This is a genomic window from Oleiphilus sp. HI0067 (assembly GCF_001635735.1).
Genome location: NZ_LWFI01001277.1, coordinates 1 through 22,679, shown reverse-complemented (window position 1 = coordinate 22,679; position 22,679 = coordinate 1). Strand labels below are relative to the sequence as shown.

At 44.5% G+C, this 22,679-nt stretch carries 28 protein-coding genes; 14 read left to right on the top strand and 14 right to left on the bottom strand.

The annotated features are described in order from the left end of the window. Positions 1–31: 31 nt before the first annotated feature. The gene (locus A3739_RS19755; RefSeq protein ID WP_068500639.1) at positions 32–337 is read left to right on the top strand and encodes a hypothetical protein; all 306 of its coding nucleotides are present in this window, start codon (positions 32–34) and stop codon (positions 335–337) included. 710 nt (positions 338–1,047) lie between these two features. Here the strand turns inward: A3739_RS19755 and A3739_RS19745 are convergent. The 3 genes from A3739_RS19745 to zapE all read right to left on the bottom strand — a co-directional run bounded on the left by A3739_RS19745 (position 1,048) and on the right by zapE (position 4,167). Further along, positions 1,048–1,437, bottom strand: a complete 390-nt coding sequence (locus tag A3739_RS19745; protein ID WP_156502710.1) for a hypothetical protein — start codon at positions 1,435–1,437, stop codon at positions 1,048–1,050. Between the two features lie 60 nt (positions 1,438–1,497). Further along, positions 1,498–2,217, bottom strand: a complete 720-nt coding sequence (locus A3739_RS19740; protein WP_068502538.1) for a YgcG family protein — start codon at positions 2,215–2,217, stop codon at positions 1,498–1,500. 837 nt (positions 2,218–3,054) lie between these two features. After that, on the bottom strand, positions 3,055–4,167 hold the full coding sequence (gene zapE / locus A3739_RS19735; protein ID WP_068476211.1) for a cell division protein ZapE: 1,113 nt from the start codon (positions 4,165–4,167) through the stop codon (positions 3,055–3,057). A 195-nt stretch (positions 4,168–4,362) separates the two neighbouring features. Between zapE and A3739_RS19730 the strand changes: the two genes are divergently transcribed. Then, positions 4,363–4,896: a YhcB family protein gene (locus A3739_RS19730; RefSeq protein WP_068476210.1), complete on the top strand. Its 534-nt coding sequence runs from the start codon at positions 4,363–4,365 to the stop codon at positions 4,894–4,896. Between the two features lie 3 nt (positions 4,897–4,899). Here A3739_RS19730 and A3739_RS19725 read toward each other — a convergent pair whose 3' ends face one another. From A3739_RS19725 to A3739_RS19675, 11 genes are all read right to left on the bottom strand, one after another. Continuing rightward, positions 4,900–5,658, bottom strand: a complete 759-nt coding sequence (locus A3739_RS19725; RefSeq protein WP_068476209.1) for a Nif3-like dinuclear metal center hexameric protein — start codon at positions 5,656–5,658, stop codon at positions 4,900–4,902. Positions 5,659–5,677: 19 nt separating this feature from the next. Continuing rightward, on the bottom strand, positions 5,678–6,799 hold the full coding sequence (gene hisC / locus A3739_RS19720; protein ID WP_068476208.1) for a histidinol-phosphate transaminase: 1,122 nt from the start codon (positions 6,797–6,799) through the stop codon (positions 5,678–5,680). A 62-nt stretch (positions 6,800–6,861) separates the two neighbouring features. After that, on the bottom strand, positions 6,862–8,169 hold the full coding sequence (gene hisD, locus A3739_RS19715) for a histidinol dehydrogenase (protein ID WP_068476207.1): 1,308 nt from the start codon (positions 8,167–8,169) through the stop codon (positions 6,862–6,864). A 34-nt stretch (positions 8,170–8,203) separates the two neighbouring features. Next, positions 8,204–8,842 carry an ATP phosphoribosyltransferase gene (gene hisG / locus A3739_RS19710; protein WP_068476206.1) on the bottom strand — a complete coding sequence of 213 codons (639 nt, stop codon included), beginning with the start codon at positions 8,840–8,842 and terminating at the stop codon, positions 8,204–8,206. Positions 8,843–8,878: 36 nt separating this feature from the next. Further along, on the bottom strand, positions 8,879–10,141 hold the full coding sequence (gene murA, locus A3739_RS19705) for a UDP-N-acetylglucosamine 1-carboxyvinyltransferase (protein ID WP_068476205.1): 1,263 nt from the start codon (positions 10,139–10,141) through the stop codon (positions 8,879–8,881). A 29-nt stretch (positions 10,142–10,170) separates the two neighbouring features. Next, on the bottom strand, positions 10,171–10,413 hold the full coding sequence (locus tag A3739_RS19700; protein WP_068475162.1) for a BolA family protein: 243 nt from the start codon (positions 10,411–10,413) through the stop codon (positions 10,171–10,173). Positions 10,414–10,528: 115 nt separating this feature from the next. Next, positions 10,529–10,822, bottom strand: coding sequence for an STAS domain-containing protein (locus A3739_RS19695; RefSeq protein ID WP_068475094.1), 294 nt, complete (start codon positions 10,820–10,822; stop codon positions 10,529–10,531). Then, positions 10,822–11,487 (bottom strand): phospholipid-binding protein MlaC, encoded by a 666-nt coding sequence (locus tag A3739_RS19690; protein ID WP_068475091.1) that lies wholly within the window; start codon positions 11,485–11,487, stop codon positions 10,822–10,824. The genes A3739_RS19695 and A3739_RS19690 overlap by 1 nt, the downstream gene beginning before the upstream one ends. 10 nt (positions 11,488–11,497) lie before the next feature. Then, positions 11,498–11,956 (bottom strand): outer membrane lipid asymmetry maintenance protein MlaD, encoded by a 459-nt coding sequence (gene mlaD / locus A3739_RS19685; protein WP_068475088.1) that lies wholly within the window; start codon positions 11,954–11,956, stop codon positions 11,498–11,500. 33 nt (positions 11,957–11,989) lie between these two features. Continuing rightward, positions 11,990–12,772, bottom strand: a complete 783-nt coding sequence (mlaE, locus tag A3739_RS19680) for a lipid asymmetry maintenance ABC transporter permease subunit MlaE (protein WP_068502536.1) — start codon at positions 12,770–12,772, stop codon at positions 11,990–11,992. After that, on the bottom strand, positions 12,765–13,598 hold the full coding sequence (locus tag A3739_RS19675; protein ID WP_068476095.1) for an ABC transporter ATP-binding protein: 834 nt from the start codon (positions 13,596–13,598) through the stop codon (positions 12,765–12,767). Before A3739_RS19675 ends, mlaE begins: the two co-directional genes overlap by 8 nt. A 172-nt stretch (positions 13,599–13,770) precedes the next feature. Here A3739_RS19675 and A3739_RS19670 point away from each other — a divergent pair, with 172 nt between their 5' ends. The 12 genes from A3739_RS19670 to A3739_RS19615 all read left to right on the top strand — a co-directional run. Continuing rightward, positions 13,771–14,739: a calcium/sodium antiporter gene (locus A3739_RS19670; RefSeq protein WP_068476096.1), complete on the top strand. Its 969-nt coding sequence runs from the start codon at positions 13,771–13,773 to the stop codon at positions 14,737–14,739. After that, the gene (locus A3739_RS19665) at positions 14,736–15,698 is read left to right on the top strand and encodes a KpsF/GutQ family sugar-phosphate isomerase (protein WP_068476097.1); all 963 of its coding nucleotides are present in this window, start codon (positions 14,736–14,738) and stop codon (positions 15,696–15,698) included. Before A3739_RS19670 ends, A3739_RS19665 begins: the two co-directional genes overlap by 4 nt. After that, positions 15,695–16,237 carry an HAD family hydrolase gene (locus A3739_RS19660; protein ID WP_068476098.1) on the top strand — a complete coding sequence of 181 codons (543 nt, stop codon included), beginning with the start codon at positions 15,695–15,697 and terminating at the stop codon, positions 16,235–16,237. Before A3739_RS19665 ends, A3739_RS19660 begins: the two co-directional genes overlap by 4 nt. Position 16,238: 1 nt before the next feature. After that, positions 16,239–16,811 carry an LPS export ABC transporter periplasmic protein LptC gene (gene lptC / locus A3739_RS19655; RefSeq protein WP_068476099.1) on the top strand — a complete coding sequence of 191 codons (573 nt, stop codon included), beginning with the start codon at positions 16,239–16,241 and terminating at the stop codon, positions 16,809–16,811. Then, on the top strand, positions 16,795–17,379 hold the full coding sequence (lptA, locus tag A3739_RS19650) for a lipopolysaccharide transport periplasmic protein LptA (protein WP_068502532.1): 585 nt from the start codon (positions 16,795–16,797) through the stop codon (positions 17,377–17,379). The genes lptC and lptA overlap by 17 nt, the downstream gene beginning before the upstream one ends. Continuing rightward, the gene (lptB, locus tag A3739_RS19645) at positions 17,360–18,085 is read left to right on the top strand and encodes an LPS export ABC transporter ATP-binding protein (RefSeq protein ID WP_068476101.1); all 726 of its coding nucleotides are present in this window, start codon (positions 17,360–17,362) and stop codon (positions 18,083–18,085) included. The genes lptA and lptB overlap by 20 nt, the downstream gene beginning before the upstream one ends. A gap of 184 nt (positions 18,086–18,269) precedes the next feature. Beyond that, entirely contained in the window at positions 18,270–19,772 is a 1,503-nt protein-coding gene (locus A3739_RS19640; protein WP_068476179.1) for an RNA polymerase factor sigma-54, read from the top strand. Positions 19,773–19,848: 76 nt separating this feature from the next. Then, positions 19,849–20,151 carry a ribosome hibernation-promoting factor, HPF/YfiA family gene (gene hpf / locus A3739_RS19635; protein WP_068475009.1) on the top strand — a complete coding sequence of 101 codons (303 nt, stop codon included), beginning with the start codon at positions 19,849–19,851 and terminating at the stop codon, positions 20,149–20,151. A 23-nt stretch (positions 20,152–20,174) separates the two neighbouring features. After that, the gene (ptsN, locus tag A3739_RS19630) at positions 20,175–20,639 is read left to right on the top strand and encodes a PTS IIA-like nitrogen regulatory protein PtsN (RefSeq protein WP_068476102.1); all 465 of its coding nucleotides are present in this window, start codon (positions 20,175–20,177) and stop codon (positions 20,637–20,639) included. Positions 20,640–20,660: 21 nt separating this feature from the next. Then, a complete protein-coding gene (gene rapZ / locus A3739_RS19625; RefSeq protein ID WP_068476103.1) occupies positions 20,661–21,536 on the top strand; it encodes an RNase adapter RapZ in 876 nt (291 codons plus the stop codon). A gap of 41 nt (positions 21,537–21,577) precedes the next feature. Beyond that, positions 21,578–21,847 (top strand): HPr family phosphocarrier protein, encoded by a 270-nt coding sequence (locus A3739_RS19620; protein WP_068476104.1) that lies wholly within the window; start codon positions 21,578–21,580, stop codon positions 21,845–21,847. A 112-nt stretch (positions 21,848–21,959) separates the two neighbouring features. Next, positions 21,960–22,679 (top strand): magnesium transporter (locus tag A3739_RS19615; protein ID WP_156502709.1); only part of this gene is annotated, 720 nt, incomplete at its 3' end.

Genomic DNA, 22,679 nt, shown 5'->3' with positions numbered 1-22,679 from the left:
TCGCCTTTGCTACCGGCGTTATAGGTCTTAAATGGAAACAATTGATAAGCTAATTTTATTTGTAGCCAGTATGGCCGCTTGCTTTACAGTAATCTGGAATATTTTAACTTCTATTGAAGTCTCAAAATTTTCTATATTTAGTACTAAGCAAATGCTTATCTGTTACACACAAATATGGCTTCTACCACTAATTGGTTGCTGGCTTTGCAATCAAAAAATGGATATCAAGCTTACAAAAGCAGACAATGAGTCTGGGGTAAACGATATCCCAGGCTGGCTTGGTACAGGCAAATCAACTAACTCATGTAACGATTGCGATGCTGGTATTGACGAATAAGCCCTATAACAATTTGCCGCATGCCTAGCCACTTCGTGGTTTTGGAGTTGCGTTGCTTCGCACCTCAAGCCCATGGGCAAGGCGTTAATACGTACTAAGAATGAAAAGCGGTCATTGGTTTTCCATTCGCAAATAGACATAAGCGGATGTTTGGTTGTCGCTCATCGACTAGAAATTAATGCGAACTTCTACAAAAGAAGCGGACGTTGTGATCACCAATATTCTCATTTGACGTTCGATAGTCTTATTGATATGGGATATACCGTGCCACACACCAACAAAGGATTGGTGATGCCATCATTAGGAAAGAAGTGGCTAAATAAAATCTAGATAATCTAGACCTATTAGCGACGCTTAAAGCCACTGTAATAAGGCCCAATATAAATGGTATGGGCAACAAAACTAAGACAAACTCCCACTGAGCGGCAGCTGCACCTCTAACAAAGCCAAGCTTTACCTCTAATACGTTTTTGATCATCACATAGACGAAAAAGAATGCAGCAAAATTTAAAACATTAATCAAAACCTTGATTGGTCTGGCGTTACTCATAAAAACCCTGACTGCATGTTCAAATCGTGGAGAGCACACATAAAAGATCTGTTACGTCCGCTTCTCATTCTTAGTACGTATTAGAGCTCGCTATACGGGGAAATTTGAGCCCGCGAAAATTTGTCCGTGTACTGGCGCTGGTTAGGTGGAAGTTGCTCCATCATTGGCCTGTCTCTCTCTCAGATTTAAAAAACTGCCTGAGATTTTCCATGGTTTCTGGTGATAAAGTAAAAATATCTACCCATGATTTTTCTGGCTCTAAGTTTTTTTGGATGTTAGATAAATCTTCTTTGTGAAATTCTCGTAGAAAGTAAATTGATTTCAACGCTGCTTCAGTTTCTCCAGATTCAAGCTGCTCTATAGCTTTATCGATTAATTTTAACTCAGAGAGTTTTACCTCAATTAACTCATTAGCAACAGAGCCATGAACATAATTTCTAGCCGAATCGAACCAAAAGTAACTTAATACCAAAAATAATATTATTGGTATTAAGAACATATATATAGCTTTACTGTGCATCGTTACTATTCCACCTAACGCCGCCAGCATGGGCGAGGAGCGATAGCGACGAGTCCAGCGCAGCGAATATGGCTGGCCTTGTTAAGCCTTTTAAAAATCACCCGAAGCGCCTCCGCCATCTGAGCTGCCACCACCAAAACCATCTGAGCGATTCCCACTGGCCAAACCTTTAAATACTGAGATTATCAAGAAACCTGCCAAACCAAGTAGAACCCAAAACAACGCTGGATTTTTCTTTTTATCTATTACAAGTGCGATTATTAAAGAAATAAGAGCGCCAATACCTCCGAGAATATACCACTTGTACCAATCGAAGAATGAAACCTCAACTGTAGTAGCGTCCACTATTTTCTCTACCCCAAGTTCAATACCGTCGGTAAAGTATTCATCTTTTAAGAGCGGTGCGATATCGTTGTCGATTATTGACTTCATGATCTCGTCATAATGATCGGGGTAACCCGCACCAAGCTCTATTCTAATCTTTCGGTCGTCAGTTGATACCAAAAACAAAACACCATTGTTTTGAGCTCGATTACCTACCCCCCAATCATTGAACAAGCCAGTAGCAAAAGATTCCCATGAGTAGTCGCCTGTTTTGTATGAGCGATAACTTTCAATAGTTAAAACGGTTATCTCGACGCCACTGTAATACTCTACATCTTCGAGTTCTTCTCGAAGTTTCTCTATAACCTCAAATTCAATGATATCGGCATAATCATTAACGTATTCATTGTTTGCTTCTGGGTAAGAAGCAAAGCAAGCAAAGGGCAAAAATATTAGGTATACAACGAGAAGTAAGTTTCGATTCATGCAAAATTCCCTTTAGGCTTAACAGCTTACTATACGGAATTCCGTATAAACCGCAGAGGACAAAGCGTCTTCACGATCATCAAAATTCCATTTTTGTTTAATTGATTCCATCACTTAAAGAGCACCCTATCATTAGAAATCAAGATTCTTTTTGCGCAAAAAGAAGACTTGGGTTTACACGGGTCCGTATAAATCCAGAGGCAATTTTTTAAGTAATTGTTTTATAAAACAATATCAGAAGGAAGCCGTAAAAAGACAGACTTATCTCACGGGTTTCATAGGAAGCGATCACCTTAAATCTTCGTGATTCCATTACACCTGTAAATTTATATAGTTTTTGAGCTCATTATTTGATGGTTTTATTGTTAGGTCGCAGGAACTGTTTCGAGGCTTTTGCATTACCATGTGTCTGCACCTCTCTAGAAGTGAGCATTGGTCATGAGGGGTAGTTGGGTCGGCTTTTGTCTAGTTCCGAGCATTACACTTTAAACAATAGATTGCCGCCTTCGCGGCAATGACGGACTGGAACGAAGGGATAACCCCGTCGAGCGCGCAAGCGATCCGGGTCGCCTTTTGGGGTGTTGGGGTCTTTGGCGAGACAAAGACCCCGACCTGCCGTCGGCCAGCGCCGACAGGAAAAGAAGAGTTAAGTTAAAGCCATCCCAGAAAACGCCCAATGACAGGTATTATCTAGCCCCGTGCTTTCCGCCTAAACAATAGATGATGCGCTCCGCTTACCCTTCGGGCCGCACTAAAGTGCGTTCTGGCAAAGCCAGTGAGCAGTTTGAGCGCATATTTAACGCAGTATTTGCAATTGGAATAGCTTTGAATGAGTTTTTAAGCGCGGTGCTCAGAAGCTAAGTACTCCTCACTCTGCATCTCAAGCAGTCGACTCTCCGTTCGCTCAAACTCAAAACTCAATCGACCACCTTCATACAAGGCATGAATCGGCGCTGCAGCTGAAATAATCAGCTTTACGTTTCGATCATAGAATTCATCGATCAGATTGATAAAGCGTCGAGCTTGATCGTCATTCTCTGAGCCCATTGTTGGAACATCGCTCAAAATAACAGCATGGAACTCGCGCGCGAGCTCGATGTAATCATTCTGACTTCTTGGGCCATCACATAGCTCCTTAAAGTCAAACCACACTACGTCATCAGCATGACGCAGAGCATTCAGCGGTCGCCCATTGATCGTCAACAACAACCCATGCTCACCCGCTTCTACGGCAAGTTGAGAGAAATATTTCTCAAGATTGATATCTGCTTGCGCATCTAGAGGGTGATGGAATAGTTCAGCTTGCTGCAGAGTACGCAAACGATAGTCTGTTCCACCATCGACATTGACCACTTCGGTGTGTTTATTCACTAAGGCGATCGCTGGTAGGAAACGAGCTCTCTGCAAGCCGTCCTTATACAAGCCGTCAGGTACGATGTTTGACGTACAAACCAAACTCACACCGCGTGCAAACAAGGCTTCCATCAAGCCCGCAAGAATCATTGCATCACCGATATCAGAAACAAAAAATTCATCGAAACAAATGATGCGTGTTTCATCAGCTAAACGATCAGCAACAACCAATAGCGGGTCAGGCGTGTCGTTAAGCGTGGTCAGTTCAGCATGGACGCGCTGCATAAAGCGGTGAAAGTGAATACGCATCTTGCGATCAAAAGGTAGGCTTTCATAAAAGTTATCCATCAAGTAAGTCTTACCACGACCTACTCCGCCCCAAAAATACAAACCTTTTACGGGTTCGATATTCTTCTTTTTGAACTTCCCAAAAAAACGATAGGTTTTCTTTGCTCTTTGCTTCTCATCTTCGATCAGCGCGTCATACAAAGATTGCAGCTTTTCAACAGCCATACGCTGTGCTGGATCTTCCATAAATCCATCTTTTTGTAGATCACGTTCATATCGCTGAATAGGAGAAAGAGACGCTAAAGACATAAAACAACTCACCGTAAGGATTAAAGACAATCAAAGGATTGCAGCTACAATAAAAACGGCGCATATTCTGCCGTGATGCAAAGAGAAAGGCCAATATTTCTCATATTCTTGGAAAGCATACTGAGCAGTGTTGTCATGTAAGACAAAGGGTTTTAGTATCCAATCACGTCAATTAAAGAAACAAGCAGGTTATTTGTGACAGAAACGAGCATTCAAGTTATCGCAGCGTTAGGTTTATTTAGCTTAGGATTAGTTATCGGCGTTCTCGTGCAACGAAGCACTAAAGGCGATGGCCGAAAGATTGCTCGCCTCCAAGCAAAACTCAACGAAACCGAAGAACGCTTTACGCGTTATCAAGCTGATGTAACTGCCCATTTCATGGACACTGCACGCAAGGTGCAAACACTGAATAAAAGCTACAAAGACGTTCACGAACAACTTGCGAGTGGTGCTCGTAAGTTGTGCGAAGATGACGAGATAGAAAGCGTGTTATCGCTAAGCTTCAACGCAAGCAAAACGCCCTCTCACCGAGGCCACACGATCGACATAGCTAATAATGACGTTACACCACCAATGGATTACGCACCGAAAGATAAGCCTGAAGAAGAAGGTACGCTGTCTGAGGGTTATGGCTTTGAAGGGCAACAAAATGCGCCTAATGAATTTAACGAAGATTTAGAGCAGCAATATAAAGGCGAAGAACAAAAACGCCCAACGTCTGACGCTTAAGCGTCAGACTGGATTATCGATATCAACAAAAACGAAATCGAGATCAAACTTATCCTGTAAATACTCACCTAGCGCTTTTGCGCCATATCGTTCGGTAGCATGATGGCCAGCCGAGATATAAGCCACTCCCGTTTCACGCGCAATGTGCACAGTCGGTTCTGAAATCTCACCACTGATATATGCATCTACACCAAGCGCTACCGCCTTATCAATCATGCTCTGCGCACCACCGGTACACCAAGCAACCGTTTTGATTTCTTTATCTGAAGCACCAATACTCAGCGCATCACGTCCCAACACAGCGCTCACATGCTTAGTTAAATCGCTTAACACCATAGGTGTTGGTAGAGAACCCACTAACCCAACACTAAACTTATTATCTGGTTCCATCCCGCCGCTGGTTTCGAAACCAAGCAAACGACCTAACTCAGCATTATTGCCCAGTGTAGGATGCACATCTAGCGGAAGGTGATACGCAAATAGATTAATATCGTGATCAAGTAAGGCCTTAATTCGATTGCGCTTAATACCCGTAATAGCCTCTGACTCACCTTTCCAGAAGTAACCGTGATGAACCAAGATCGCATCGGCGTTTTCTTTGATGGCAACATCAATTAGGTCTTGAGACGCAGTCACACCACCGACGATTTTTGAAATCTGACTAGCACCTTCGACTTGAAGACCATTTGGGCAATAGTCTCGAATGCTCGAGATACTGAGAAGGTCTGCTAAATATTTCTCTAACTCAATACGTTCGATCATTTCTTGCCCTCCGAAATCCCTAAGCCAATGCTTTCTTAAGCGCCACAATCATTTCTTCGTTTTGCTGGACGGTACCGACCGTTAATCGCAAACACTCAGCTAGTAGAGGATGCCCTCCATCCAAACACTTTATGAGCACGCCCTGAGTCTTCATTGCTTCAAAAACACTTCGTGCTCCACCATTACTGCAGCGCACGAGCACGAAATTCGCTTCGCTAGGGAAAACTTCCAGACCATCAATATCCGCCAAGGAAGCGAGTAACTCAGATCGAGCAGTCTTAAGCAACTCACATTGAGCCGCTAGTTTGTCGTAGTGCTTGATAGCTAAACTAGCACTGGCCTGTGTTAACACATTGATATTGTATGGCAAACGAAGCTTCTCAAATTCATTAAGCCAAGTACTGCTACCCACCATGAAGCCAAGGCGCAAACCTGCTAAACCGACCTTCGAGAAGGTTCGCATTACAACTACATTTGGGTAACGCGACACGTAAGACAATAAATCACTATCGGTAAATGCCATGTAGGCTTCATCAAGCACAACAAGGCCATTTGCGGCGTCGATAATTGCCTGCAAATCTTCTTCAGAGAACACATTGCCTGTCGGGTTATTGGGCGCAGCTAAAAAAATAACGGCTGGGTCATGCTCTTGAATTGCCGATAAGGTAGCGGCTAGATTAATTGAGAAATCGGCGTTCAGATCCACGCCAGTGTATGGCACACCAACAAAAGCCGAGATCATTTTGTACATCACAAAACTTGGCTCAACTGCCAACACGCCACGTTCAGGTGTAGCAAGCGCCATAGCTAGGATTTGGATAATTTCATCGGACCCGTTACCAAGCAATATGTCCAAATCAAAACCTGATTGCTCATGCAAAGCATCTAGCTTTAACAACTCGCGGATGCCTGCCTTTAACTCCGCGCAAGACGGATCAGGATAACGATTAACATCCAAACCTTTAAGTGTTTCGAACCATTCTTGTTGTAATTCACCGGGCCATAGATTGGGATTTTCCATGGCATCCATTTTCAACAAACCGGAAGAATCTGGAACATGATAAGAGTGCATCGCCCTGATTTCAGGTCGAACCAAGGTTTCAACAAGTGCTGCACTTTGAAGAGGAAGAGAATTAGACATATAACTACCTGCTTAAGGCTTGGCGTAGGCGTCGATCCTGTCATCACGACGCCCTATCAAATTTATTCTTTAATACGATATTCCGCAGAACGTGCGTGCGCTTCAAGACCTTCTCCGCGCGCCAATACAGACGCTACCTTGCCTTGATCACTCGCCCCTTGCTCAGAGAAGTAGATCAACGATGAGCGTTTCTGGAAGTCATACACACCTAGAGGAGATGAAAAACGCGCGGTTCCCGAAGTTGGTAGAACGTGGTTTGGCCCGGCGCAATAATCGCCTAAGGCCTCAGCCGTATAACGCCCCATAAAGATCGCCCCTGCATGCTTAATATGCTGAGCTAAGGCTTCTGGATCTTCAACCGACAACTCTAAGTGCTCTGGCGCGATGGTGTTACTAACTTCAGCCGCTTGCTCAAGAGATTCAACCTGAATTAATGCCGCTCTATCCTCGATGGATGCACGAATAATATCTTTGCGCTCCATGCCATCGATTAGCTTATTGATACTAGATTCGACAGCATCGAGATAATCAGCATCGTCTGAGATCAAAATTGATTGCGCATTTTCGTCGTGTTCTGCTTGAGAGAACAGATCCATCGCAATCCAATCAGGGTCGGTCTTACCGTCACAAATAACAAGAATCTCGGAAGGACCTGCGATCATATCAATACCGACTTGGCCAAAGACTTCACGCTTCGCTGTGGCAACAAAGATGTTTCCTGGGCCAACAATTTTATCAACCGCTGGAATCGTCTCTGTACCATACGCTAATGCTGCAACAGCTTGTGCACCACCGATCGTGAATACGCGATCTACGCCACAGACAGCTGCAGCCGCCAGCACAAGCTGATTCACCTCGCCGCCTGGAGTAGGCACCACCATCACGACTTCTTCAACACCAGCAACCTTCGCTGGAATCGCATTCATCAACACAGATGATGGATAAGCCGCTTTACCACCCGGAACGTACAATCCAGCACGATCTACAGGCAAAACTCGTTGACCAAGTTTGGTACCATCCGCCTCAGTAAATTCCCAAGAACTGCCACCCTGCGCTTGTTTTTCATGATAACTACGTACACGCGCTGCAGCTTGTTGCAGAGCTTCGCGTTGATCCGTAGGCAAGCCTTCTAAAGCTTCTTGCAAACGAGATTGAGGCATTTCAAGTTCTGACAATGCGCTAGCTCCAACTTGATCGAAGCGATTCGTCAACTCAAGAACAGCTTCGTCGCCGCGCTTACGCACATCTGAGATAATATCTTTAACTGTACGATGCACAGACTCATCAAGCGCCTCATCCCAAGCGACTAGATCTGCCAGCTTGTCATTAAAATCCGAATCTTTCGAACTTAAGCGTTTGATAGTTAACATAAAATCTCCAAAAACAACTTCTATTTCTCAACAACTACAGGCGTTTCTCAACAGCCTTTGCAAGCAACTCAATAATTGGTTGGATTTGTGCGTGCTTCATTTTCATAGACGCACGATTAACAACTAAGCGAGTACTAATATCGTGAATATGTTCGCGTGGCTCTAGACCATTGGCTTTGAGCGTGTTTCCTGTATCGACGATATCAACGATCTCATCAGCAAGATCAAGTATCGGAGCGAGTTCCATTGCACCATACAATTTAATTATGTCGGCTTGAACGCCCTGTTCCGCGTAAAACTTCTTCGCCAAATTAACGAACTTCGTTGCAACTCGAATTCGACCGGCTGGCGTGTCTTCGCCTTTCTTACCGGCTGTCATCAAACGACACTTAGCAATATGCAGATCTAAAGGCTCATACAAACCTTCAGCGCCGTGCTCCATTAGCACGTCTTTACCTGTCACACCGATATCAGCACCACCATACTGAACATAAGATGGAACATCAGTCGCGCGAATAATAATGAACTTAATATTTTCTACCGTTGTATCAAAAATTAGCTTACGACTAGAGCTTAAGTCCTCTAGAGGCTCAACACCCGCTTCCGCTAACAACGGTAAGGTTTCTTTCAAAATACGCCCTTTAGATAGAGCGATGATCAATGAATCAGACATTCTTTAAATCCGCTATGCAATCAATAAAACCGAGCATTAACCCGGTAGACGCTGGATTTTACCGCCCAGCAATTGCAGTTTTTCTTCAATACATTCGTAACCACGATCGATGTGGTATATGCGATCAACTAAGGTGTTTCCATCAGCCAGTAATCCTGCGATTACAAGACTTGCAGAAGCACGCAAATCTGTTGCCATAACCGGCGCTGCATGAAGTTTTTCAACGCCTGTAATAATCGCAGTGTTGCCTTCGACCTTAATATCAGCGCCCATACGCTGTAGCTCTTGCACGTGCATGAAACGATTTTCAAAAATTGTTTCGGTAATTGAGCCTGAACCTTCAGCGACGCAATTCATTGATACGAATTGCGCTTGCATATCCGTGGGAAAAGCAGGATAAGGCGCTGTTTTAACCGAAACTGCTTTCGGACGTTTACCCTTCATATCTAGTTCGATCCAGTCTTCACCCGTTGTGATTTCTGCACCCGCTTCTTCAAGCTTAACTAATACAGCATCTAGTAAATCTGCTCGTGTATCTTTTAGTTTAACGCGACCGCGTGTTGCTGCTGCTGCAACGAGGTATGTTCCAGTCTCTACACGATCCGGCATTACGTCATAATGCGTGCCTTTTAGGCTCTCGACACCTTCCACTTCAATAACATCAGTACCATGGCCTGTGATCTTGGCACCCATTGCGATCAAGCATTCTGCCAAATCGACAACTTCTGGCTCTCTCGCAGCGTTTTTCAGGATCGTTTTGCCTTCAGCAAGCGCAGCAGCCATTAATAAGTTTTCAGTACCTGTTACGGTGATGACATCGAATACGATGGTTGCGCCTTTCAAGCGTCCATTTGAGCTTGCCTTGATATAGCCATCTTCAACTACTATATCCGCACCCATTGCCTGCAAACCTTTGATGTGCAGATCAACAGGTCGACTACCAATTGCACATCCGCCTGGTAACGAAACATGTGCTTTACCGAAATGAGCTAGCAAAGGACCAAGCACCAAGATAGAGGCGCGCATAGTTTTGACTAGATCATAGGGCGCAGTTAAGTCTTGAATCGTTGTCGCATTGACTTCGACGCTCAATTTCTCGTCAATCAATAACTCAACGCCCATACGTCCCATCAATTCAATCATCGTGGTGATGTCATGAAGATGTGGCAAGTTGCCAATCGAAACAGGTTCATCGGCGAGCAAAGTTGCCGCGAGAATTGGTAAGGCTGCGTTTTTTGCGCCAGAGATGCGAATTTCGCCATCTAACGCGACACCGCCGCCAATCATTAATTTATCCATAGTTGCCTTGTCGTTTTAACTCGAATCGCTTAGCTGTTTTGTTCAGCCCATTCTTCAGGAGTGTAGGTTTGCATAATCACCGCGTGGATCGTTCCATCAACGATATGAGCATTTAAACATCCGTAAACGAGTTGTTGCCTTTTTACTTTATTGAGGCCTGCGAACTCTTGACCAACAGCTCTGAGCTGATAGTGATAACCATCTGTTTCAACAACGACATCCATTTCAGGGTATTGCGCTTTGACGAGCGCTTCAACTTCGCTTGCTTGCATACAAACAACCTGTAAATCTTAAAAATATAGAGAAGAATCGGCCGCGTATGATACAGGATTCACAGCAAGCACTAAAGAAGAAGCTAAGAATTTAGCTTTAAAAGAAAAGAAAGGCCTAATGGCTGAAAATAAACTCCATGCCGCCTACTCGCGCCATATCGAATAAACGAGACGGAGCATTAACAAAATTAAGCTCAACACCGCATTGCTTTGCCGTGCGCAAGAGGCACAAACAGAGTGAAAGTACTTCACTATTGAATGTAGTCAGGTTTTCTAAATTAAGCGACATTGCTGCTGCAGAAGAGGATTTAACATACTCTTCAAGCTGCGTTCTCGCTTCAATAGTTTGTCCACGATCAAACTCGCCGCTTAATACAAGCTCGCTATCTGACATCGAAACCTGAAACATTAGCTCTCTTGCACCTCAGCCTGACTTGCAACAACTTCATCTACATCAATATTTAAATCGACTGACCAGTTGGCAATAACCTCATCTACGTCTCCTTTGCGCAAACGCATTTGAGCTTCGAACTTATCTCTGAAAGCCAAACCTATATTGATACCAAAAACAATAACGTTCTCCATCAACCATTGATCGCTTTTGTTTTTGTACATTGAATACGTTACTGGGTAGACATTTCCGCTTTGCGTAATCACTTCCATATCGACGGAAGCACGCTTATCACTGCGAGGATTCATCGTTGCCTTAACCACCTTCATATTGAAGGATCCTTGCTCGATAATAGCTCTCGTATAACTCTGAAATAAACTTGACTTAAAAGCTTCGACAAAGCGATTACGCTGATCTTTATCTGCACGTTTTGCATATTTTCCCATCACGCGCGCAGCAATTCGACGAAAATCGATAATACCACTGATAGCCTTTTCCATGTTCGCGTAGAACACTTCTGGGTTTGTTTCGTAACCCTCTTTTTCCGCTTCAAAGGTCGCCAATATCTGAGCAACATTTTGCTCAACCGCTTGCTTTACAACATCCGATTCATCCGCATGAACCTTAGCTGTGAACATGGCAACGAGAAGGAAAACAATACCCGCCAATCGTGCACTAAACATATTTTATCTCTTAAATGTCTGCTTGACCCGATGCGAATGCACCGATCAATTTTTCAAGATTTAAGGCTGACTGCGTATCAAAAATAGTATCGCCGTCTTGCAGATACTCTTCATCAGCACCAACACTTATTGCGACAAACTTATCTCCTAACAACCCAGAGGTTTGAATTGACGCAACACTATCAGTCGTCAAGTTATCGACTTCGGCGTAAATTTCCATTTCCACCAAAGCCATTGCAGATTCTTTATCAAGACTTACATCGCTCACGCGACCTATCGCCACACCAGCCATCGAGACACGTCCACGAACAGACAGACCACCCAGATCATCAAATTGGGCATAGACTTTGTACGAGTCTTTTTGTGAATCGAGCGACAGGCCACTAACTTGCAGTGCGAGAAATATCAGAGCGGCCATTCCTGCGACCATAAACAATCCCACAACTAATTCGACTGATTTGTTATACATACATATTCTCATTTAGTTCCATCAAAGCGATCTTTACAGACCACCGAACATCACTGCAGTAAGCAGAAAGTCTAGACCAAGGATAGCTAATGACGAATAAACGACCGTTTTGGTCGTCGCATTACTAATTCCTTCAGAAGTTGGAATCAGATCATAACCTTGAAAAACCGCGATCCAAGTTACAACCAAACCAAACACTACAGCTTTTATCATGCCATTGAGCACGTCAGCATCAAACTCAACTGCCGACTGCATATTTGACCAGAACGCACCATCGTATACGCCTAACCAGTCGACACTCACAAGCATCCCACCGAAAATCCCAACTGCGCTAAAAATTGCAGCTAGTATTGGCAAAGAAATAAAACCCGCCCAAAAACGCGGTGCAATAATATGACGCATCGGGTCAACACCCATCATTTCAAGACTCGATAACTGCTCCGTTGCTTTCATCAACCCGATCTCTGCCGTTAAAGCAGAACCAGCTCGCCCAGCAAAAAGAAGCGCAGTCACGACAGGCCCCAACTCCCTTACAAGTGTTAACGCGACCATTTGCCCTACCGCTTGCTCTGAGCCGTAGTCCACCAAAATGCTATAGCCCTGAAGGCCGATAACCATGCCGATAAACATGCCAGAAACAATGATAATAATGAGAGAGAGCACCCCGACCTGATAGAACTGTTTCACCAACAGCCCCGTCCCTTTACGAGTGAAACTTAAGCCCATAATGGCGCGCAATAAAAACACGCCTGAACGACCGAGAGCCGAAATAAATTCAATACCTGTACGCCCGAGCTTTTGAATGGACTTAACCACGACTACCCCCTAAACCGAGCAGGTCTGAATCATCCACACCAAGCAAGTCATCTTTATAATCTCGCGCAGGAAAATGAAATGGCACAGGCCCGTCAGGTAAACCGTTAACAAATTGCTTAACTAAGGCAGAATCAGAACGACGTAATTCTTCAGGAGAGCCCGCTCCAATCACGCGACCATCGGCAATAACAATCGCGTGATCACAAATACTCAATGACTCAGCAATATCATGAGAAACAAGAACGCTCGTTAGGCCTAGGGTGTCGTTTAATAAACGAATTAGCTGCACAAGAACTCCCATTGCGATCGGGTCCTGCCCCGCAAAAGGCTCGTCATACATAATTAAGGCAGGATCAAGAACGATTGAACGCGCGAGAGCAACACGACGAGTCATACCTCCAGAAAGCTCTGAAGGCTTCATATCACGCGCACCACGCAAACCCACAGCATTGAGCTTCATGATCACGATGTCACGAATCATATCCTCAGGAAGTTTAGTGTGGGCACGCAAAGGAAACGCGACGTTTTCATAGACGGTCAGATCAGAAAAAAGCGCCCCACTCTGAAAAAGCATGCCCATTTTGGCGCGCGCTTTAAATAACTCGTCGCGACCTAAGGTTTGGAAGTCTTGGCCATCTACCAATACTCGACCACCCTCTGGTCGCAGCTGACCACCAATGAGCTTGAGGAGTGTTGTTTTACCAATACCACTAGGCCCCATAATCGCCGTCACTTTTCCTCTCGGAATGCTCAGACTGAGGCCATTGAAGATTTTTCTATACCCGCGGGAGAAGCTAAGATTTTCGACTTCTATATAGGAGGACAAGCGATTTCCTAATTTATTCTAGTGTTCCTTTGAGGCGTCTGATTGTAGCGACCTCAAGAAAGCATTTACAAGTAAAAACTAAACAAAGCAATTACAGGTCTTATTACTTGCACTGTACCGGTAAGTCTCGCAAAATGCGCGCTTTAACAAAACCTTATAAGAGCAATACCCATTGTTAGTATTCAGTTTAGCCGTAATTATCGGTTTGATAATTTTAATTTGGAGTGCGGACAAATTTGTTGAAGGTGCGGTAGCCACGGCACTCAACCTTGGCATGACACCGATGCTTGTTGGTCTAACCATCGTCGCATTTGGCACATCCGCTCCCGAGCTTATCGTATCAGGCATGGCAGCCCTCGAAGGAGCCAGCACACTCGCCGTTGGAAACGCTTTCGGCTCCAACATTGCGAACATAGCACTAGTGCTCGGTGTAACTACGCTCATTTCTGCTATTCCGATTAAGCTCGGAATACTAAAAATTGAACTACCTATACTTTTGATCGCAACAGCGCTCGCAACGATTGTTATCATTGACGGCCTGCTCGATTTCAACGATGGCTTGATCCTTATTGGCATACTCCTCATCTCGCTCATCGCACTCGCTAAACTCTCTTCCTCTTCTTCAGAATTACCTGAGGAAGTACAAGACAATGAACCCATGGCTCAAACCAAAGCGATCACGATTTTGGTCGGAAGCATTGCAGCCCTTATCTTAAGTTCAAGAATGCTCGTTTGGGGGGCAAGTGGCATAGCAAGTTCGCTTGGAATTAGCGATTTGATCATCGGTTTAACCATTGTCGCGATAGGTACAAGCTTGCCCGAATTAGCGGCATCGATTGCTAGCGCATTGAAGGGTCACCATGACCTTGCTCTTGGCAATATCATCGGCTCTAACTTATTTAACCTACTCGCAGTGCTAGCCATCCCAGCACTGATTGCACCGCCATTTATCGAGCAAGCAAACTTGATTCGCGACTATGGATTCATGTTCACGCTCACTTTCGGCCTTGCTCTTGTATGTTTTATCAACCACCTCTTTAAACGAGAGAAAATTGGAAAACTTGCCGGCACAGTGATGCTAAGCAGCTATATTATCTACCTATTCGTTCTTTATCAGGATTCAGCCAGCACAATTGCATGAATTATATAGACTCTGGAAAACGTACAATTGAAATCGAGCGCGATGCAGTAAACGCTTTGCTCGAACGAATCGATAGCTCATTCGAAAAAGCTTGTGAGTTAATGCTTCAGTGCTCTGGCCGAATTGTTGTGACAGGCATGGGCAAATCAGGTCATATCGCCAACAAAATTGCAGCCACTTTAGCAAGCACAGGCACACCTGCATTTTTCGTTCACCCCGGTGAAGCAAGCCATGGCGATCTAGGCATGATCACCAAACAAGATGTTGTGCTTGCCATTTCTAACTCGGGCCAGACGGAAGAAGTGGTAACTATTCTTCCTCTAATCAAACGCATGGGCGCGCCACTCATCAGCATGACAGGCAAGCAAAGCTCCGCACTCGCGACAGCTAGTGATGTTTCATTAGATATAAGCATCAGCAAAGAAGCTTGCCCCCTGGGACTTGCCCCAACATCAAGTACAACCGTGACGCTAGCCCTTGGTGACGCGCTTGCTGTTGCACTTCTTGAAGCTAGAGGCTTTTCAGAAGAAGACTTTGCCTTCTCTCATCCAGGCGGAAGCCTTGGGCGTAAGTTGCTATTGACTGTGGAGCAACTGATGCACACAGGTGACAGAATTCCAGAAGTCAGCCCTGCTACACCCCTGACCGAAGGGCTATTTGAAATATCGGATAAAGGCTTTGGCCTCACAGCGATTGTGAATGATGCTAACGAGATTCAAGGCCTCTTCACAGACGGCGACCTTCGACGCGCCTTTGATGACAAGCTAGATCTTCACAACACAGAGATCTCAAAAGTAATGACCAAGAACTGCAAAACGATTCAGTCTAAGGCGCTCGCCGCCGAAGCATTGCAAGTCATGGAAGAATACAAGATCACAGGGCTTTTGGTATCTGATGAAGAGAACAAACTAGTTGGCGTGATCCATATGCACGACCTTTTGAAAGCGGGTGTCGTATGAACCATTCAATAAACGAAGCAGCGAAAAATGCTGCAAACAAGATCAAACTTTTAGGTCTCGACGTTGATGGCGTATTAAGCGACGGAAAAATTGTTTTTTCTGCTCAAGGCGACGAGCTAAAAGCGTTTTGCACACTCGACGGCCACGGCATTAAGCTCCTCCAACAAAACGGTATTGAAGTTGCCATTATTACGGGCAGGAACTCGCCTCTTGTCGCCCGCAGAGCAAGAGACTTAGGTATCAAGCATTTAGTTCAAGGACGCGAAGACAAAAAGATTGCACTTGATGATATTCGCCAAGAATTGGGACTCGACTGGGAGCAATGCGCCTATATGGGAGATGATTTGCCTGACCTATCTGCCATCAAGCACTGCGGCCTTGGCATCACCGTCCCGAACGCGCATAGCTTTGTGAAAGAACATGCAGACATGTGCACACAAACAAGCGGAGGCCATGGCGCCGTAAGAGAGGCATGCGACTTCATACTATCAGCGCAAGGTTTACTCGACGACATTCATCAATCATTTTTAAAAAAGTGATATGAGCAAAACCTTTAAACGATCAAAATTCTCATTATTGGCGGTCATCTTACTGGTCGGGGTAAGCCTGTTCTACACCAGCGACATTACACAAACTGAGACGCCAGAACTATTCAGCAATGAAAAGAAACCTTTTGCTTTCGCTAACAATACCTACCTACGGGAATTCGGAGAATCAGGCGAACTAGAACTAGAAGTCAAAGCAGATAAGTCTCTCTACTTTAAAGATGATGCCCTGATTACGACAGAATCTCCAACCATTTGGTATACCAATGAGCAAGGCGACAAATTAAGACTTAACGCAGAATCAGGGCAATTTAACGCCGATACTGGAAACCTATATCTAGAGGATCGGGTCAAGCTTTCTCGTACTAGCTCAGAAGGACAAATCACAACAATCCTTACCCAAGACCTGAATATCGATACACGCAATGACTTTATATCTACTGATCGCGAAGTTAGTATTACTCAGGATAAAAGCACGCTTAAATCTATCGGATTAGAAGCATCGCTCAACGATCGAAAAATCGAACTCTCTCAACGCGTTAGAGGTATTTATGACTTGGCGAATTAATAGCCTAGCTCTAGTCACTTTATTTTTACTCACTGCCACGCACAATGCTCACAGCATTGACGTAGATCGAACCCAACCTATTGAAATTGAATCCGACAGTGCCGTGATCGATGATTCACAGGGTTTTTCGACCTATCGCGGCAACGTTATCATTCGCCAGGGTTCGACAACACTCACCGCAGATAACATCAGTGTTTTTGCTCGTGAACGCGCCGTAACACAAATCATTGCGAATGGTACACCCGCGACATTCAAGCAAACAGACGCCAGTAGCAATATTCAAAACACCAGCGGCCAAGCTGAACAAATCACGTATAAAGCAAAAGATGCTGTTTTGATTTTTAACGGCAACGCCACACTCGCCCAGGACACCAATTCGTTTTCCGGAAATCGCATTGAATACGACATCATGGACAAAGCAATTCGCGCCAAAGGGGATCAAGATAGTGGCAAACGAGTGAAGATTCAGTACTTCCCTCAAGCATCTGAGCCTTCAAGTGAAAACTCCGATTCACAAACCAACGACAATCTAGACCAAGCGAATCCTAATGAAGACACTTCAAGCTAAGCATCTTGCTAAAGCCTACAAAAAACGACAAGTTGTTATCGACGTATCGCTTGAAATCAAAACAGGACAAATTGTTGGCTTGCTTGGTCCGAACGGCGCGGGTAAGACTACCTGCTTTTACATGATCGTTGGCCTAGTATCCAAGGATAAGGGCCAAATCCTCATTGATGACAGAGACATTAGCAACATGCCAATGCATGGGCGCGCAAAAGCCGGTATTGGTTACTTACCACAAGAAGCATCAATATTTCGAAAACTTACTGTATATGAAAATATTCTGAGCGTTCTGCAAACGAGAAAAGAATTAAGCAAGGCCGAACAACGCGAAAAAGCCGATCAATTACTAAAAGAATTTCATATAGAACATATTCGCGACAGCCAAGGTATGGCTTTATCCGGGGGCGAGCGCCGTCGCGTCGAGATTGCGAGAGCTCTCGCAATGGAGCCAGATTTCATTCTACTAGATGAACCTTTTGCAGGGGTTGATCCAATTTCAGTAAGCGACATCAAGCAAATAGTGCGACAAGTTCGCGACCGAGATATTGGCGTACTTATCACCGACCACAACGTGAGAGAGACCTTAGACATTTGCGAACAAGCCTATATTGTTGGCAATGGACACATCATTGCATCAGGCTCGTCTGAGCAAGTATTAGAGAACAAAAAGGTGCGCGAGGTTTACCTTGGCGATGAATTTACAATTTAAAACCAAATTCCCTGTGCAATTACCAGTGAAAAAAGGTTTAACTAAGTTCATCAAAAACTCGTTCAAATTCTTCTCGGAAGTTCTTAAAATAGAAGATATGACATTACGTGCTGGACAAGCACATAGAGAATTCGTTCGACAATGACAAAAACACTGAAAAAGTTAGGATGACCGACTGATGGTAATGAAGGCATCCCTACAACTCAAAATGGGGCAAAGTCTTACAATGACGCCCCAGCTGCAGCAGGCTATTAAACTGCTTCAGCTATCGACTCTAGATCTTCAGGCGGAAATCCAAGAAGCATTGGAATCAAACCCAATGCTAGAAATGATTGAAGACAGTCCTGAGACGCCAAATAGCGAGTCAGAGCAAAATTCAAAAAATGAACAATCTAGCGAAGTATCAAATTCAGAAGTCGAGCCATCACGAGATCTTCACGAAAGCGAACGCGATGAATTTAGCGATTCGATACCAACCGATTTACCTGTCGATACTGCATGGGAAGACATCTACCAAACAAGTGGCCCAGCAAGCTCTGGCACAATGCCAGATGAGAACGACAGCGATTTCGAAAGCAGAAATTCAATTAGCGAGTCTCTGAATGATCACCTGCTATGGCAACTTAATCTAACACCATTTTCTGACCGCGATCGTTTAATTGCAGAAACAATTATTGATGCGATTGACATGGAAGGCTATCTACAAAATACCATTGAAGATATTCATCAAGGTCTATTTAACGAAGAAGATGAAGATCCAGTCGAACTAGAAGAAGTTCACGCAGTTCTGAAGCGTGTTCAACATTTTGACCCAGCAGGCGTGGGCGCAAAAGACCTTCAAGAATGTCTAATGCTTCAGTTACGTCAACTAGATCCCGACACTGAGTGGCTACCGCAAGCCAAGCTTGTCGTCAGCCACTATATCAATCTGCTGGGTAGTCGCGATTACGCACAGCTCATCAGAAGAAGTCGTCTTAAAGAAGACGATTTGAAAGAAGTTCTTCGCTTGATCCAATCGCTAAACCCTCGCCCAGGCGAGTCAGTGATTCAAGCGGAACCAGAATACGTTGTTCCCGACGTCGTGGTGAAAAAGGTAAATGGGCGCTGGAAAGTAGAGCTCAATCCAGAAATCGCACCTAAGATTCGCGTAAACAACAGCTACGCTGGCTTTATAAAACGTGCAGATAATAGCAACGACAACAACTTCATGAAGGACCAACTTCAAGAAGCTAAGTGGTTTATAAAAAGCCTCCAAAGCAGAAACGAGACTTTGCTCAAAGTTGCAAGCAAAATTGTTGCACATCAACAAGGCTTTTTAGACTATGGTGAAGAAGCAATGAAACCGCTTATTCTCCATGATATAGCCCAAGCAGTTGATATGCATGAATCCACAATTTCTCGCGTAACAACGCAAAAGTATATGCACACACCGCGTGGCATCTTTGAGCTGAAGTACTTCTTCTCAAGCCATGTTGGGACGACTTCTGGCGGCGAATGCTCATCGACGGCAATACGCGCTATCATTAAAAAATTAATTGCTGCTGAAAATCCTAAGAAACCTCTTAGCGACAGCAAAATTGCAGACCTACTCAAAGATCAAGGCATTAACGTTGCTCGCCGTACTATTGCAAAGTACCGCGAAGCGATGTCAATCCCGCCTTCTAACGAAAGGAAGCGTTTAATGTAAGAAGCTGTATATTCGCAAGACTTGTTAGAAGCATCCGCGGAAATTTCTTCCGCAAAAAACCAACAAGGAGACATTTATGCAAGTAAACATCACCGGTCACCACGTTGAACTAACAGATTCAATGAAAAACTACGTTACTGACAAGCTAGAGAAGCTTGAGCGTCACGTGGACGGTATAACAAATGTGCAGGTCACCCTTTCAGTGGAAAAGCTAAGACAAATTGCGGAAGCCACACTTCACATTAGCGGCGCAGACATTCACGGTACTGCAGAAGACGAAGATATGTATACATCTATCGATAAGCTTATAGACAAGCTTGATCGACAGATACTGAAACACAAAGAAAAACAAGTTGCGCGCTCGCATGGGGCCGTGTAGCTACTCGTAGTATTGGAAGAAAAATGAACGAAGGTTCAATTACTATTAGCTCTATTCTTGTTCCGGGACTGACTCGCGTCAGTTTCCCGGGCACTAGCAAGAAAAAAACACTAGAGCATATCGCAGCTGCAATTTCACAAGAAATCCCCGAGCTGTCTGAAGAAGATTTATTCGAAAATCTAATTGCCCGTGAGAAATTAGGTAGCACTGGAATCGGACAAGGAATTGCCATCCCTCACAGCAGAATGTTGAGATGCTCAAAAGTCATAGGCGCATTATTTACACTTGAACAAGATATCGCGTTTGACGCAATCGACAACCAACCAGTTAATCTACTGTTTGTTCTGATCGTTCCTAAAGAAGCAAGCAGCGAACATTTAGAGTTACTTAGCCAAATAGCGGAAAGATTTAATGACTCTTCTTTTTGCAATAAACTACGTGCTGCATCATCTGATTCTGAGCTTTATACGTTAATGACTGAAAGCTAACTGCCTTACTGTGGAGGCACCATGAAACTCGTAATTATTAGTGGCCGATCGGGCTCAGGTAAGAGTACTGCCCTCCATGTTTTAGAAGACTTAGGCTATTACTGCATCGACAACCTACCTGTCGGTTTGCTCTTAGAGCTTGGCTCACAATCAGCAAGACAAACAGATGAGCGCTTGGCAAAAGTTGCCGTGAGCATTGATGCCCGCAACCTACAAAGCGGCATAGAAAACTTCCCTGCTTTTTATCAAGCCTTTCAAAATCAGAATATCGAAACAGACATTATCTTTCTTGACGCGGATAGCGAAACACTCATAAAGCGCTTTCATGCGACACGAAGAAAACACCCTTTAAGCTCTCCCGACATTTCCTTAAGCGAAGCCATCAACAAAGAGAGCGTTTTATTAGAACCCATTTCCAGGCAGGCTGACCTCAATATAAATACAAGCGACATGTCTTTGTATGAATTGCGTGACCATATCAAACTACGAGTAGCAGGCAGAGCTACACAAGAAATGGCCCTACTATTCCAATCGTTTGGATTCAAACACGGCGTGCCTAGCGATGCAGATTATGTTTTTGACGTTCGATGCCTCCCTAATCCGTACTGGGACCCATCTCTACGCGTATTCACGGGGCTCGACAAACCTGTTGAAGATTTCTTAAGTTCACATTCAGAAGTCGAGGAAATGGAGTCTTCAATTATTACTTTCCTCGACAAGTGGATTGATCAATTCGCCTCAAATAACCGCAGCTATATGACAATTGCCATTGGCTGCACAGGCGGCCAGCATCGTAGCGTTTATTTATGCGAAAAAATCGGAGCATACTTTAAGCAATCTCACAAAAGCGTGTTGATTCGCCACAAAGAACTATCCGCTCCAATGAAAACCCAATAAAATAAATTCTAAGAAAACACTGAGACTTCAAAGGGAATCGAATGCTTCGCGAAACTGTCGAAATTATCAATGATCTTGGACTGCATGCCCGAGCAGCAGCCAAATTCGTGGAATGCACCGGTCATTTTGAAAGCAGTTTTACCATCACAAAAGACGATAGAGAAGTTGACGGAAAAAGCATCATGTCTGTCATGATGCTTGCAGCCAGCAAGGGCACCCAGATAACGATTACTGTTGATGGCGCGGATGAAGAGCAAGCCATGAATGCCTTGAAAACATTGATCAATAATCGGTTTGATGAAGAAAGTTAACTCTAATTCGTTATAACTTATCCTATTAAGCCATTGTTTTCTTAAGAAATTAATCAACCGATCTGCACGCCATACGCTATACTCATAGCTTAAACAAACTTTCGGCGTTCCCATGGCAAGCTACTCTAACAATCAGACACCAGAGCAACACTGGCGCTCCATTTCGGATGCCATTGAAGCCGGCTCTCTGAAGCAAGTAGCTCGCATTATTAATAAGAGCTTATCGACGAGCGATGTCGCTCACCTCATCGAGTCTTCTCCACCTAAACAGCGTAATATTATTTGGCAGCTCGTCGATGATGATTATCGCGGAGAGGTTCTTCAAGACCTAAGCGAAGACGTCCAAGCCTATTTCTTGAGCAAGTTAAATGCGCAAGAACTTATCGACGCCACCGAAGATCTCGATACAGATGACCTAGCAGACATACTGCAGAACCTACCTGAAGCTGTCATTGGCGAAGTCCTAGACTCCATGGACAGCCAAGACCGGGAACGTGTCGAGGAAGTCCTCGCCTACGAGGAAGATACTGCCGGTGGCCTGATGAACACCGACACGGTAACTATCCGTGCGGACATCACAATGGACGTTGTTCTGCGCTACTTGCGAAGACACCGAAGCCTACCCGAGATGACAGATAGTCTTCTCGTTGTTAGCCGAAATGGTGTTTTGGTCGGTATCCTTCCACTAACTACGATGTTGGTATCTAGCCCAAGTGCTACGGTTCGTGAGGTCATGGAAACAGACATCACGACAATCAACGTCAATATGCCAGATAGCGAAGTCGCGAATGTATTCGAACGTCAGGACTTGGTCACCGAACCAGTCGTGAAC

Excerpts from the sequence above, each read along its gene's own strand:
- A3739_RS19620 (WP_068476104.1), top strand. The coding sequence starts at position 21,578 with ATGCTTCGCGAAACTGTCGAAATTATCAATGATCTTGGACTGCATGCC.
- zapE (WP_068476211.1), bottom strand. The coding sequence starts at position 4,167 with ATGTCTTTAGCGTCTCTTTCTCCTATTCAGCGATATGAACGTGATCTA.
- lptA (WP_068502532.1), top strand. The coding sequence starts at position 16,795 with ATGACTTGGCGAATTAATAGCCTAGCTCTAGTCACTTTATTTTTACTC.
- hisG (WP_068476206.1), bottom strand. The coding sequence starts at position 8,842 with ATGTCTGATTCATTGATCATCGCTCTATCTAAAGGGCGTATTTTGAAA.
- A3739_RS19755 (WP_068500639.1), top strand. The coding sequence starts at position 32 with ATGGAAACAATTGATAAGCTAATTTTATTTGTAGCCAGTATGGCCGCT.
- murA (WP_068476205.1), bottom strand. The coding sequence starts at position 10,141 with ATGGATAAATTAATGATTGGCGGCGGTGTCGCGTTAGATGGCGAAATT.
- A3739_RS19725 (WP_068476209.1), bottom strand. The coding sequence starts at position 5,658 with ATGATCGAACGTATTGAGTTAGAGAAATATTTAGCAGACCTTCTCAGT.
- ptsN (WP_068476102.1), top strand. The coding sequence starts at position 20,175 with ATGAACGAAGGTTCAATTACTATTAGCTCTATTCTTGTTCCGGGACTG.
- lptB (WP_068476101.1), top strand. The coding sequence starts at position 17,360 with ATGAAGACACTTCAAGCTAAGCATCTTGCTAAAGCCTACAAAAAACGA.
- A3739_RS19695 (WP_068475094.1), bottom strand. The coding sequence starts at position 10,822 with ATGTTTCAGGTTTCGATGTCAGATAGCGAGCTTGTATTAAGCGGCGAG.
- hisC (WP_068476208.1), bottom strand. The coding sequence starts at position 6,799 with ATGTCTAATTCTCTTCCTCTTCAAAGTGCAGCACTTGTTGAAACCTTG.
- hpf (WP_068475009.1), top strand. The coding sequence starts at position 19,849 with ATGCAAGTAAACATCACCGGTCACCACGTTGAACTAACAGATTCAATG.
- A3739_RS19745 (WP_156502710.1), bottom strand. The coding sequence starts at position 1,437 with ATGCTGGCGGCGTTAGGTGGAATAGTAACGATGCACAGTAAAGCTATA.
- A3739_RS19700 (WP_068475162.1), bottom strand. The coding sequence starts at position 10,413 with ATGCAAGCAAGCGAAGTTGAAGCGCTCGTCAAAGCGCAATACCCTGAA.
- A3739_RS19660 (WP_068476098.1), top strand. The coding sequence starts at position 15,695 with ATGAACCATTCAATAAACGAAGCAGCGAAAAATGCTGCAAACAAGATC.
- A3739_RS19690 (WP_068475091.1), bottom strand. The coding sequence starts at position 11,487 with ATGTTTAGTGCACGATTGGCGGGTATTGTTTTCCTTCTCGTTGCCATG.
- A3739_RS19640 (WP_068476179.1), top strand. The coding sequence starts at position 18,270 with ATGAAGGCATCCCTACAACTCAAAATGGGGCAAAGTCTTACAATGACG.
- rapZ (WP_068476103.1), top strand. The coding sequence starts at position 20,661 with ATGAAACTCGTAATTATTAGTGGCCGATCGGGCTCAGGTAAGAGTACT.
- A3739_RS19665 (WP_068476097.1), top strand. The coding sequence starts at position 14,736 with ATGAATTATATAGACTCTGGAAAACGTACAATTGAAATCGAGCGCGAT.
- A3739_RS19740 (WP_068502538.1), bottom strand. The coding sequence starts at position 2,217 with ATGAATCGAAACTTACTTCTCGTTGTATACCTAATATTTTTGCCCTTT.
- hisD (WP_068476207.1), bottom strand. The coding sequence starts at position 8,169 with ATGTTAACTATCAAACGCTTAAGTTCGAAAGATTCGGATTTTAATGAC.
- mlaD (WP_068475088.1), bottom strand. The coding sequence starts at position 11,956 with ATGTATAACAAATCAGTCGAATTAGTTGTGGGATTGTTTATGGTCGCA.
- lptC (WP_068476099.1), top strand. The coding sequence starts at position 16,239 with ATGAGCAAAACCTTTAAACGATCAAAATTCTCATTATTGGCGGTCATC.